Here is a 13,037-nt window from a genome sequence, read left to right as displayed (position 1 = left end):
TATAATTCGCTATTTCCGCAACGGGATAATTGTCCAGGCTTTCAAACTGAAAAACTGCTAAATCTACCCCTTCCTGCCGGATGATGGTGCTTTTCTCGATGTTTCGAGTTTTGCCGTCGCTGGTGACGACGGTGTAGGTGTAATCAGCACAGCTGGCGGTGCGTGCCATTTCTCCGCAAAGGACGTGATCGGCGGTTAGGACGGTGTAAATATTCCCTTCTTTAGCGATAATTACGCCACTTCCATTGGCAATTACGCCACTTCCATTGGCTTTACTGCTACTATCAATCCGCACGGTGAAACCCTTCGCTTTCGCTTCTAATTGGGCGATATAGTCAGTAGGGGCGGTGGTTTCTATATCGGGGTTCACCGGCGGTAGAGGTAGGTTATAGGCGCTGAGGATTTCGGGACGGATGTAGGTTAATAGGGTATTGATAGAAATGCCCCAATTAACCGCTCTCATCTGTTGGATTTCTGCGTCTGTGGGTTTCGTACCGTCTTCGTAGATGTAGTTAGAGAGAATCGGATAGGCCGATCGCCCGTTAATGCCGATTAAATCCCGCTCGACAAAAATGCCGCCGCCACTCATTCCCTGCACGATATCGCCACTATAACCGACGCTGTAGCCATCCCGGAGGGGTCGATCGCTCACCTGTTCGAGGGTTCCCTTTGTCGTCCGATACTGTCCCGTTTCGGCAACATATCCCGCGGCCACCACTTCTAAACCGATCCTGTTTTGATTGATGGTAAACTCCGCGATGGTGGCGATCGAATAGTCCCGGGTATCCCTAAACTCCAGCAGAGCGAGATCTTGATTCTCCGATAGGGAATTGGGGACAATGCGGGCCGCACGGCTGTGGCCGTCGTAAGTTTGTACCTGTAGGGTTTTCGTGTTGCGGGTAACGTGGGCGTTGGTTAGGATAAGGTAATTATCGCCTTTTTTAGCGATAATCGTCCCCGATCCCCGATTTGTCTCGCTAGTAATCCGAACGGTGACTCGTTGTAGGAATTGCTCCTCGGTAAGCTCCCGATCGCCCTGTGCCGTCAGAATGGGATGATTAGAAATATTTCCGGCAGCCGGGGTGATAAGGGTTAACCCGGGTTGAGGCAGTAGGGAGAAAAGAAGGATGAGGGCGATCGAAGGTTTGATCATGGCTGTTACCTAGAGTTTGCTGAATAAATGTGAAATGTAGGCAAGGTAAGAGTTTTGTCGTTTTTCTCGTGAAACAGGTGCAAGATTTTGAGAGAATCGTGCTTCAAAACCTTGCGTCTTCATCGGCCCGGGTCCTGTAGGGGCGAAGCATTCGGGCAATCACCTATCGGTGAAACCGGAGATTTTCTATCCGAATGCTTCGCCCGTACTTTTTCAGCAAGCCTTACCTAGCTATTTTAAATAGTAAGAACGAAGAAAAAAGAAGATACCGGAGGTGGTGAGAAGTGCGATCGCTGGGGGGATAATCGGAACCCAGAGACCGAAATAACTAAAGAGAAGCCAACCGATACCAGTAAGGGAAATCACAGCGATTGCCACTGTCAAAAGTACCGTTTTTACCCGAAGAAAACGCCACGTTAACAATCCCCCCACCAGAGACCAACCCAACACCCAGAAAGCCTCCTGTAGGGGATTCCAGAAAGCGATCGAGGTACGTTCTCCTGTCATTGTATCGAGAATTTGACTGACCGCGTGCGCGTGCAAATAAACCCCCGGAATTGCTTCCGATGGGTTGCGACTAAAGGGGGTTAAAAAATCATCGATCCCGGGTTCTGTTACTCCAATCAGGACAATTTTTTCCCGGACTGATTCGGAATTAAAACCCGGATCTAAAACCTGTCGGAGAGATTTTTTCGGGGCAATTTTTATGATTGCATCGATGCCATTATCGGCGATTCGACGGTAAGCGAGCATAACTTGACGGCCGGATCGGGTATCGGATTGACTGGTTCTGTAGGGGCCGCGGTTGGATTGTAGCCAGTCACCGAGATGAGTATCCCCGATATTAATTTCTAGAATTCCCCGCTCCAGTTTATTGCAGTCAAAATCTTGATTCTGGGATTCTAGATATCGTTTGGCAATTAGGAGACTAAAACTAGGAGCATAATCTTTAAAATTACAGGACATTGAGTCAACTTTGGCCAAAGAATCCGGGGGAAGACAGGGAGAGGTGCGATCGAGTTTTGCCTGATATAAAAAACGACGAATTCGGGGAACTCCGGCAATGGTTTCGTCTGGGACTATGTTACTAAAACCACTCTGATTTTTTGGCAGTTCCGGTGGTGGGGGAAATCCGTCCGGTTGCGGGTAATTATTAAACTTACAAATCGAGATAAAATTAGGAGTATTTTGTAATTGTTTGGCTAGGGGTGGATAATCTTGACTGGCAGCGATGGGACGGAGGATATCTAAGGCGATAATTTGCGGTTCGTAGGGCAGTAATTTATTTAAAAGCTGCGATAATGCTTCTCCTGCGAGGGAACGTTTTCGATCGCTTCCTGGTATTGTTGGTCTTTTCATACCCATGCGATCTTGATATTCCCAATCTTGGCGATCAATGGTAATAATTAATAATCTGTCATCGGGTTTATCTTTGGGTTTTAGTTGCATCAGGCGATCATAAATATTTAATTCTAAGGGTTCTAAAATTCCTGTTTCTCTTATTGCTAAGACTGTCATCGTTACGGCTAAACCTAAACCGAAAGTTAGAGCAAATCGTCGCCAATTTTGTTGTTTTTGAGGGGAGTTACTGAAACTATGCCAAGTGGGGGGTTCTTCGGTGGGATTGGGGCAAACTACGGGCAGCCAACTGGCACAGGGATAGTCTTTTTCCCAGTCATCGTGGAGATTTTTTTGGGCTTCATGTACGGCGCTATAGAGAGATTTATTATTGGTAAAAGCGGTTAAAAAGTATTGCAGAAATTTGGGAGAAACGGGATCGGGTAATTTCTCGCGCATAAAGATTAGATGGGGTAATGCCATCCCTTTTTCCCGGGATAGTTGTTGTGCCAAACCGATACCATCACAGGAGTTAAATATCGCTAACTTTAACCCGTTTTTAGTGGCTTCTCCCAGGGAAAAGCTAAAATCAGCTATCTTTAATTTATGAGTTTCTGTTAGTTGAATTTCGCAATCTTGGCCATCTTCTGTACTGGCACTATGACCGCTAAAAAAGAGGATATTCCAAGTTTCTTGACGCAATAACTGATTTAATTTTTGCGGGTGAGGGGCTTTTTCCCAGATAATTTCGGCTCCTGCTTTTCCCGCAATATCGTCTAAAGTTTTGCGATCTTCTTCGAGAAATCTTAAGTCGGTGGCATAGCCTAAAATGGCTAAAATCCGAATTTTTTCATGATTTCTTAATTGTCTGGCTAAGGTATCGTATTCTGAGACAATAATGGCTATATCTGCGCCAGTATTTTGGAGGATTTCCCATTTTTCCCAGGGGAATCTTTGCAGCCAAATATTATCGGTTTGTAACCAGATACGAAAGTTATTGCCAGAGCGCAGAATTGCGGTTTTGATCGGTTCAAATTCTGGGCTATTATTCAACCATTTGTTTAAGTTATCCTCAAATAATTTGGCTTTTTCTTGGCAGTTTTTAAAGACTAAACTCTGCTGAGAACTATTGGTAATTTGTTGGGGATTGCTATCTTTTAAGACTTTAAAAAATCCCTCTAATTCACTATAGTGACGTTGCCATTGACGGTAAAGAGTTAATAACTCTAAATTAGCTGGTAGCCTTGCTTTGATCACAGTTTGGGGACGAGAATTAAGATCGGGACGAATTTCTAATTTTACTTTAAATCCCCGATCGAATGTGCCATCTAGTTCGAGAGTTAAGAGTTTAATCATTAAGTTTTTCCTCGCTTATACTTGTAAATATTCGGTTACTCTTGCCGATTCTAAAGCCACTTCAATAAAGAATTTATCCCCCAATTCAGCATCAAATCGATAACGAATAAATTCATCGTTATCTGTGGCAATTACTTCTCGAAAAACCTGACCAGTTTCGGTGAGAATAGTTAATTTTAAATGGGGGGGTAAAGTGCTTGTTTCTCCCGTGGGGTAAACAGTCGCTTGCAGGCTAAATATTTCTTCAGTTTTAGCGATAGTAATCATCAAAGCGAGGGGATTTCCCAGTAATTCTACTCCTAAATCTTTGATGCGTTTAATTTCTGTATTTTTGAATGCTGGAACCAGTGACAGTGAGCTAAAATTGAGGATACTTTGCCAATCAATGGGGAAATTATCGGCAAACCAATTGGTTAACTTGACGGGGGATTTTTGCCGACGGGTAATTAAAATTTTTCTCCAGTTACTATTGACGATAACTGCTGCCCATTCTTGAAAAGTAACGGCTTTTCTGGGAAAGATTAACTGAGGATTAGCTAAGATGTCGATCAAGGTTGTCAATCTATCTAAAGATAGTTTTTCTTCCATCTTTTCCCGTTCAATCTTAACTGGTTGTAATTGACACTCTCCCCATAAATCCAAAGAATCTGATCCTGATTGCAGTTGATTTCTCGGTAGAGAGTAGTTAAGATTACGCTTAATATATTGTCCTTTTTCCTTAATATCTTTATGGGTAGTATAACCCCAAATTCTCAGATGACTTTCGGCAGTGTTTACCTGTACCGCTAGATAATAATCACCAATTAATTGAGGAATATCTACCCATTCTTGAGGAATTTCGATCGCTTCTAGATCCAGAGTTTCGCTGGCAATAACTATTACTGACTTTTCGTCTAATTTAACGGTAAAACCATTAACTCCTAGTTGCCAGAAATCCTCTTGATTTTCTACTAAGCTAACCCCAGGCATCCCTGACTGTAGATAGTTAAAAATAACTTGTTGACAGAGATAATTAATATAAAATCTCTGACGAATACTGGCATCAGTAAAACTGGCACTTTTTGCCCAACTTATCTCTTGAATATCGGCGGTTATTTCTAGCCAAATGCTATCAGGAGTTAGTTCTAACCAATCATTAACCATAATTAATCCTCCTGAGTTGTTGCGCTGGTTTGATAGTAGTATGTTAGCCATGGTTCTATTGCCTTACTAATAACTTCTCTATCGTGAGACTGGAAAGAAATATGCAGGTTTTCGCTGGCCCAGGGTAAAAACTTTTTAGCGAGGTGACGATAAACTTTATCCAGTTCCCTAGAAACCTGATATTGTTTGATAACTACCGTGGTGATTTCTGTAATCTTAGCGGCAATTGCCACTTGTCCCAACCCTAACCCATAAGTCATCTCTAGAATTAACTGAATTTGCGGATGCAGTTTTGCCTGTTGCGGCTGCTGACAAATCTGTGAAATTTCTGCGCGTAACCAAGCTAGAATTTTTTGGTGATTTTGTTGCGACTCGCGAAAATTTTCCGCCGCTTCTAATTGCTGCCAAGGGGTATCATGGAGAGTATCTTCGATCATTTCCTCCCTTGTGCTACTTTCCTCACCCCCTAAAGGTTGCTGTAGGGAAATTGTTTTTCCTTGGGGAAATAAATGATCAGAAATAGCTTTTCCCGCATCCTCTAACCATCGGTTAATTGTCGCAGAACTGATTTTGATGGTAGAGTGGCTATCCGAGTTATAAGCAGCGGCGATTTTTTGCCAGATTTCTGGACTAGGTTCCTGAATTTTACCATCGGTTTTGATTTTTGCCTGGGCATAAATTTCTTTATAGTAATCCCAAGCTAAAAGGTAATTTTCGAGAGTTTCTCCCACTAATCCCCTCGCCAGGAGAGCTTGGCTGAGACGCGCTCCGGTAGAATTAAGTAGTAGGCTCCAAGTATTATGGCCGAATGCTTGACTAATCTGACGGATGCGATCGATTAAGCGATATTTAATCCTCTGAGTGGCAAAATTATCGAAGCGAGTAGAGAATAAAGGCTTAAAGTCAGCTAAGATAGCCTCAAAACCAAGAATTCCTTCGTTAAAGTAGTCTTCGATCTGATAATCCAGTTTAGCTTGATATTTTTGATAGATTTCGGCAGCAGCCCAGTAGCAAGGTTCCTGTAAATAAGCGTATAAATGCCCACGGAAAAGATGATTTTGGGAACCGTGATTCTGATACTGTTGGTGAAAGAATAGGGACCAATACTCCTCGGACTCGACATTAGGATCGATTTGGCCATAGCTTTCCATGTTACGACGCAAACGCTGATCGCAATTCCATTCTGTCCTATTTTGCCGCAAAACTAAAAAGCAACAAAACTTCTCCAGCAAAGTCTCTCGTTTTTTCATCTAGCTAGTCCCCGTGGAGGTCAACTAAACTCTCTATCGTTCCACTTGCAGCTTTTATGCAGTATTTTGGCATTTTGTTACAAATTGATCATACTCGGTCTAGGAGAGTCACATTGACATACTCCCCCACCCCCAACAGCTAACCCCCAGGGAGGACTACGAGGGGCATCTTTTAAAAAAAACCTGTCCAGTGTTCCTGAGAAACGTTAACATAAATTAACAACCCCTTGACAACCGATAAGATCATCCTCAATTTATCAGGAGTTCGACAGCGTGAACAAAAACGGTAATAACAAAAAATGGCGCAATGCGGGACTATATGCCCTATTGTTAATCGTAGTCCTTGCCTTAGCCTCAGCTTTCTTCGATCGCCAGCCAGCAGTGCAACAAACTTGGAAGTATAGCGAATTTTTACAGGAAGTGCGGGAAGGTAAAGTAGAAACCGTGCGCTTAAGTGCTGACCGGCAACGAGCGATCGTACCCACCCAAGATGGAGCAAATGTATTAGTTAACCTGCCCAACGATCCGCAATTAATCAACATCTTGGCAGAAAATAACGTTGATATTTCCGTACTGCCCCAAAGAGAAGAAGGAGTATGGGTAAGAGCCTTCAGTAGCCTATTTTTCCCTATATTGCTTCTTGTTGGTCTATTTTTCTTGCTCCGTCGCGCTCAAAGTGGCCCCGGTTCCCAAGCGATGAACTTCGGCAAATCGAAAGCAAGGGTACAGATGGAACCCCAAACCCAGGTTACTTTCGGTGATGTGGCCGGGATTGAAGGGGCAAAATTAGAATTAAACGAAGTGGTGGACTTCCTGAAAAATGCCGATCGCTTCACGGCAATTGGGGCAAAAATCCCCAAAGGAGTCCTTTTAGTCGGTCCTCCGGGGACAGGTAAAACCCTGCTTGCTCGCGCAGTAGCTGGAGAAGCAGGAGTCCCGTTTTTTAGCATTTCTGGTTCGGAATTCGTGGAAATGTTCGTCGGGGTGGGTGCTTCTCGCGTCCGCGACCTATTTGAACAAGCGAAAGCGAATGCACCTTGTATCGTCTTTATCGATGAGATTGATGCTGTCGGTCGTCAACGGGGTGCCGGTTTAGGGGGTGGTAACGATGAACGGGAACAAACCCTCAACCAATTATTAACGGAAATGGACGGTTTTGAAGGTAATACAGGTATTATCATTATCGCCGCCACTAACCGTCCTGATGTATTGGATGCCGCTTTATTACGTCCGGGTCGTTTCGATCGCCAAGTGGTGGTGGATCGTCCTGATTACGCTGGCCGTAAGGAAATCCTTAATGTCCACTCCAGAGGCAAAACTTTGGCCCAAGACGTGGATCTCGATAAAATCGCCCGTCGTACCCCCGGTTTTACCGGTGCGGATCTGGCTAATTTGCTCAACGAAGCCGCAATTTTAGCCGCACGTCGCAATTTAACCGAGATTTCCATGGATGAGATCAACGATGCGATCGATCGTGTCTTGGCCGGTCCTGAGAAGAAAAATCGCGTCATGAGTGAAAAACGCAAAACTTTAGTTGCTTACCATGAAGCTGGTCACGCTTTGGTGGGTGCTTTAATGCCGGATTATGATCCCGTCCAAAAAATTAGTATTATTCCTCGCGGTCGCGCTGGGGGTTTAACTTGGTTCACTCCCAGCGAGGATCGCATGGAATCCGGGTTATATTCTCGCGCTTATCTGCAAAATCAGATGGCTGTAGCTTTGGGGGGTCGTTTAGCGGAAGAAATTATCTTCGGTGAGGAAGAAGTGACTACGGGTGCTTCTAATGACCTGCAACAGGTGGCACGAGTAGCGCGGCAAATGGTAACTCGTTTCGGCATGAGCGATCGCCTGGGGCCGGTGGCCTTAGGTCGTCAAAATGGTAATGTTTTCCTAGGTCGTGATATCGCTTCCGATCGAGATTTCTCCGATGAAACTGCGGCAGCTATTGACGAGGAAGTGCGTAACCTAGTGGAACAGGCCTATCGTCGCGCTAAAGAGGTTTTAGTCAATAACCGCGCCATCTTGGACCAGTTAGCACAAATGTTAGTGGAAAAAGAAACCGTGGACGCGGAGGAGTTACAAAATATCCTCGCTCATAACGATGTGAAAATGGCGGCTTTAGCTTAAGTTTTGTAACATTTTCTTGACAAACAGCATCCTGATGGGTGCTGTTTTTTTTGTTAAATGAAAATTAATGACAAACTTAATTTCTTGCTGATAAGCTGTTAATCAGCTTAACAATACCCTGTTTAAATGCGTCTTAGCTTAACATTCCTGTCTTTTCACTGATTACTGTTTACTGTTCACTGTCATGTAGCATTGATGACTACTTCCTCTTTACCTATTTTAATTGTTATTTGTGGGGCAACTGCCACAGGAAAATCCAGTTTAGCCCTACAATTGGCCGAAAAGTTTAATTCAGTAATTCTCAGTGCCGATTCCCGACAAATCTATCGAGAATTTAATATTGGTACTGCTAAACCTAGCTTAGAAGAATGTCAGCGGATTCCCCATTATCTAATTGATATTTGCGCTCCTCAAGATAATTTTACCCTAGCACAGTACCAAGAACAAGCTGAGGATTTAATCAGCAATCTCCACTATTCTCCTCTGTTTTTGGTCGGTGGTACGGGACTTTATATCAAGTCCATTGTCAAAGGTTTAAAAATACCGAGGGTTTCTCCTCAAGCGGATTTAAGACAGCAATTACAAGCTTTAGGGCAATCCTATCTTTATCAAATTCTGACGCAGGTAGATGAGGAGGCAACTAAAAAAATTCATCCCCATGATCAGGTAAGGACTTTACGCGCTTTAGAGGTTTTTTATCTGACAGGAAAACCTATCTCTAGTCAGCAGGGAGAAAATCCTCCCACTTATCCGATTTTACAAATTGGTTTAGATTGTTCCCCAGAAAGTTTAGGCAAGCGGATCACTGTTCGTACTCATCAAATGATCGCCAGGGGATTAGTAGCAGAGGTGCAGAATTTGGGGGATAAATACGGTTGGGATTTGCCACTTTTGCAGACTTTGGGTTATGCAGAGATTAAGCAATATCTGCTCGGGGAAATTTCTTTAGAACAGGCGATCGATCTAATTATCCTCCACACCCGTCAATTTGCCAAACGTCAGCGCACTTGGTTTCGTGCCGATGCTGATATTATCTGGTTTCCCGTCGATAAAGAAAATTTATTGGAATCGGTGGAACGAAAAATTATTTTGTTTCTTGAGGGGTTGTCAAGGCCCGATATAAAAACACATCATCCTGATTAAAGATTAACCGGAAGTTCTCATTTTGATTGAGTTTATTTAAGTGAGCATCAATTAGTTCTGATGAACTAGACCAACCGGGATGACGGCGATCGAGTAGGATATAATTAAATTGATTTAAATCTAGGGATTGGGAACCTTCGATCGCTAATTTGATCATTTCTCGATGGGTAAGATGGGGGGCAATTCTAGAAGTAGTCAAGACACTCTCACTGGTGGTAATTTGGGTTAGAGCTTTTTGGGTGGCGGACCAAGTATCGAGGGAATTTAAATACAGTGACCAAAAATAGCCGTATTTAGCTAAGGCAAAAAAGGCAATAATTGCCCAAGTAATTATCCATTTAGGCTGCTTCAACCAGCTGCTATTATGGGCTAAAGTGGCGATAACCGCTAGAAATAAAAAGGGCAAAATTGGCAGGGAATATTGAGTGGTTAAGTTTTTTTGTGGGGCATGATCTGCTAATAAATTTAAAGCGAGTGCGGGAATAGCGGCAATTATTGGGGCAGAATAGCGCCAGGATAAACCCCAAACTAAGGGAATAAATAATAGGATTAGGTATTCTAGATTATGGCCAGTAAAGATTTTTCCCAAGACAAGATCGGGTTTGAGGAAAAGATTAAAGATAATTGCTGGTAAACTATCTCCTAGATAACTATATCGAGAATCGGCCATTTCAATAACTGCTGATTTTCCTGTCAGGAGAGGGATTAATAATTTCGTGGTGATAATAAACCAAAGAATGCCGCTAATCATAGCAATTATTCCTAGGGTTTTTTTCTTTTCCCAGAGAAGTAACCAGATACCCATTCCCAACAATGTTAAAGAGAGAATTGCTTTACAACCGAGAATAATAATGATTCCTAGACAAAATCCCCAGAGATTATTTAATCTTGCCGCTAAAATTGTCCAAAAAATCGCTGGCACTGCGATAACTTCGGGATGAAAATCAAAGAGATTAACATTAAAAATTAGGGGATAGAGCAGATAAACTAAGGCTAATGTATAAGCTTGTTTTTCTTTTAATCCCGCTTCTATTGCCAATTGCCAGATGGTAAAAGCACCAAGAGAAAGGGAAAAAGCTTGTAAGAAAAGCAGCCAATAAACGCTAGGATAAATTTTATAAAGTAAGGCTATAGGATAGAGAATAAAAGCGATGTGATCGCCTAAAATATGGTAGTCCACAAAAGATATAATCGGTGGTTTACCTTGAGAAATTAAGTAAACTCCCTGATCGAACCAACCAAGATCGAGAGCATTAGATTGAAATAAAATATGTCTGATAGCACTGCAAACAAACAGGATTATTGTACTGGAACTAACTAACCAAAATAAATCATTTTTTTGTGGCATAATCGTTAAGTTTCACTGGGATTTTTCGGGGTTATTACGACAATACTGCCAGGTATGTATAAAATAGGAAGCAACTTCAGTAAACCATGTTTTAAAAATATTTCTGTTCTCACTGGTGACGATAACCCCATTAATAAACTCTTGCCATTGGGGATCATTAGCGGGAAGAATGAAACCATAATAATCACAATTTAAAGGATTGCGGGGGATAAGTTTGTAATCTTTTTCTAAGGATAAACCGAGAATGACAGCTTCTCCAATGAGCAGAATACCATCACTAGCAAAAGCATCTATTCTATTCCTTCTTAAACTTTGGATACCCCGCAGTCTTCCCGTCACTCCTTGAAATTCTTGATAGGTAGCAAGAGGATATTTTTGTCTTAATAATTCTTGAGTGCTGGTATCTCGCAAAACTCCAATACTTATACCTTCTAAGGACGAAGAAAAGTTAAAATTCTTCTGATTATCACTCCTCACTAAAAACTGAGTTCCCGTGACAAAAAAAGGACGAGAAAAACTGACACCATCAGGTATATTTTTTCTGATACTATTGGGACCACACTCGAAATCAACGGTTTTATTTTCCAATAACTGGAAGCGATTAAATAAAGTTGATTTATAAATTTTGACACTGATGATCTGGAGGTTTAATTTATGCTTTAGTTCCCCTCTGAGCAATTGGATAAAATCTAAGCATAATCCCTGCAAATTATTATTACTATCCCGATAGCCAAAGGGAATCGCATCTTCTCTCATAGCTACTTCTAATAATCCCGTGCGTTTAATTTTTTCTAGAACCGTTTCAGACTTAGCTGGGAGGGGAGCAAAAAAATTAGATAAAATAACGAGAGTAAGAATGATTAATTTCATGACTTTTGCCGAGATTATTTAAGATTTGTTATGGCCGTGATCCCATTTATCTAAAATGTCTTTGAATAATAATTCATCTAACCATGTCTTTACTACCACTGTCAAAGGTAAAGCCAATAATAAACCTAAGATGCCAAATATTTGAGCGAAGAAAATTTGAGCGATTAGGGTAATTGCTGGTAGTAAAGATACCTGTTTAGCCATGACAGTGGGTGTCAGCAAATAACTTTCGACATTTTGGATAATAAAATAGAGAATCAGAATAGCGACAATTTTCCAAGGTGCATCGATAACAGCAATGAGGATCGGAAAAATCACACTAGCAGTCGGTCCGATATTAGGGATAAAATTGAGCAATCCTGCTAGGATAGCATGAACGAGAACTAGCTTAATTTGTAGAACGAAAAGACCGAAACCACTTAATAATCCTACCATAGTTGAACTAATGGCAATTCCCAACAACCAATTACCTAAACCTGCTTCCGACCGGGTCAGAATTTCCTCGGCGCGACGACGATAGAAGTGAGGAAATAATTTTAAGAAAGCTTGTCGATAGGGTTGGGGGTTGACTAACATCATCATTGCTAACACCAGCACGAATAATAATTGCAAAATTGCCGCAACTGAGTTAGAAAAGAAGGTAAAAAAGTTCCTAAAAACAAAGGTTCCTAAAGGTTGTAACTGCTGGACTAAATCAGTTAAATTAGGCAGCGGTGGCAACCAATCAAATTGAAACTGTTGTCGCCATTGAATCGAGTTATTGCGGACTAAATCCCAAGCTTGTGGTAAAAGTTCAATTAATTTTTGAAACTGTTCGATAAAGGGGGGAACAATAATTATAAAAAATAAAATCACAATTGCTAGACTCGTCAGCAGGGTAATTAAAATAGCCAACCCCCTTTTAATCCCTAATCTCTGCAATCCTTTCGCACATCTATTTAAGGCTACGGTAAACACGATCGCCATAAAAATCAATAATAACAGCTGTCGAATCTGCCACAATACATACAGAGCCATTATTAAACAGATAAACCCCAACCACTGACCAAATTTCACAACCTTGATTTATCCTATCGGGACAAGTTTTATCATACAGCAGTCGGTCGTCAGCTTTTTCAGTTATCAGTTATCAGTTATCAGTTACCAGTTATCAGTGGGACTCTGGTTCTTCGTTACTTGGGATGGTTCCATCGGGTGGCATAAATCGACTAAATCCTTATCTGGCAAGAGACTTAATTGATTAGTTCGTTCTAGAGTGAAAACAATTGGCAAAAATCGCAGCCATGTCTTTCTCTATAAGGGTTTCATC

Annotated in this window: 9 protein-coding genes; 2 read left to right on the top strand and 7 right to left on the bottom strand. The window is 41.9% G+C overall.

The window, feature by feature from the left end:
- The 4 genes from IM500_RS16545 to IM500_RS16530 form a co-directional block, all read right to left on the bottom strand.
- On the bottom strand, nucleotides 1-1,153 hold a 1,153-nt coding region (locus IM500_RS16545), incomplete at its 3' end, for a S1 family serine peptidase (RefSeq protein WP_287739038.1).
- Nucleotides 1,154-1,384: 231 nt separating this feature from the next.
- Entirely contained in the window at nucleotides 1,385-3,847 is a 2,463-nt protein-coding gene (locus IM500_RS16540; RefSeq protein ID WP_287739036.1) for a CHASE2 domain-containing protein, read from the bottom strand.
- Nucleotides 3,848-3,862: 15 nt separating this feature from the next.
- Nucleotides 3,863-4,990, bottom strand: coding sequence for a DUF1822 family protein (locus IM500_RS16535; protein ID WP_287739035.1), 1,128 nt, complete (start codon nucleotides 4,988-4,990; stop codon nucleotides 3,863-3,865).
- 2 nt (nucleotides 4,991-4,992) lie between these two features.
- Nucleotides 4,993-6,240 carry an RNA polymerase subunit sigma-70 gene (locus IM500_RS16530; protein WP_287739033.1) on the bottom strand — a complete coding sequence of 416 codons (1,248 nt, stop codon included), beginning with the start codon at nucleotides 6,238-6,240 and terminating at the stop codon, nucleotides 4,993-4,995.
- 273 nt (nucleotides 6,241-6,513) lie between these two features.
- Between IM500_RS16530 and ftsH3 the strand changes: the two genes are divergently transcribed.
- Nucleotides 6,514-8,367, top strand: a complete 1,854-nt coding sequence (gene ftsH3, locus IM500_RS16525; RefSeq protein WP_052275780.1) for an ATP-dependent zinc metalloprotease FtsH3 — start codon at nucleotides 6,514-6,516, stop codon at nucleotides 8,365-8,367.
- A 195-nt stretch (nucleotides 8,368-8,562) separates the two neighbouring features.
- Complete coding sequence (miaA, locus tag IM500_RS16520; RefSeq protein WP_287739032.1) at nucleotides 8,563-9,510, top strand: tRNA (adenosine(37)-N6)-dimethylallyltransferase MiaA; 948 nt, start codon at nucleotides 8,563-8,565, stop codon at nucleotides 9,508-9,510.
- On the opposite strand, the gene IM500_RS16515 is transcribed toward miaA, so the two are convergent.
- Genes IM500_RS16515 through IM500_RS16505 form a run of 3 tightly spaced genes read right to left on the bottom strand, consistent with a single transcriptional unit; the run spans nucleotide 9,452 to nucleotide 12,784 of the window.
- Nucleotides 9,452-10,858: a DUF2079 domain-containing protein gene (locus tag IM500_RS16515; protein ID WP_287739031.1), complete on the bottom strand. Its 1,407-nt coding sequence runs from the start codon at nucleotides 10,856-10,858 to the stop codon at nucleotides 9,452-9,454. The genes miaA and IM500_RS16515 overlap by 59 nt on opposite strands.
- A gap of 12 nt (nucleotides 10,859-10,870) precedes the next feature.
- A complete protein-coding gene (locus IM500_RS16510) occupies nucleotides 10,871-11,728 on the bottom strand; it encodes an amino acid ABC transporter substrate-binding protein (RefSeq protein ID WP_287739030.1) in 858 nt (285 codons plus the stop codon).
- Between the two features lie 18 nt (nucleotides 11,729-11,746).
- Nucleotides 11,747-12,784: an AI-2E family transporter gene (locus IM500_RS16505; RefSeq protein ID WP_287739029.1), complete on the bottom strand. Its 1,038-nt coding sequence runs from the start codon at nucleotides 12,782-12,784 to the stop codon at nucleotides 11,747-11,749.
- Nucleotides 12,785-13,037 lie beyond the last annotated feature (253 nt).

Origin of the sequence: Microcystis sp. M179S2 (assembly GCF_020245805.1) — a bacterium.
Taxonomy (GTDB): Bacteria; Cyanobacteriota; Cyanobacteriia; order Cyanobacteriales; family Microcystaceae; genus Microcystis; species Microcystis aeruginosa.
Note: the sequence above shows the minus strand (reverse complement) of the source record. Positions and strands in the feature narration are given on the sequence as shown.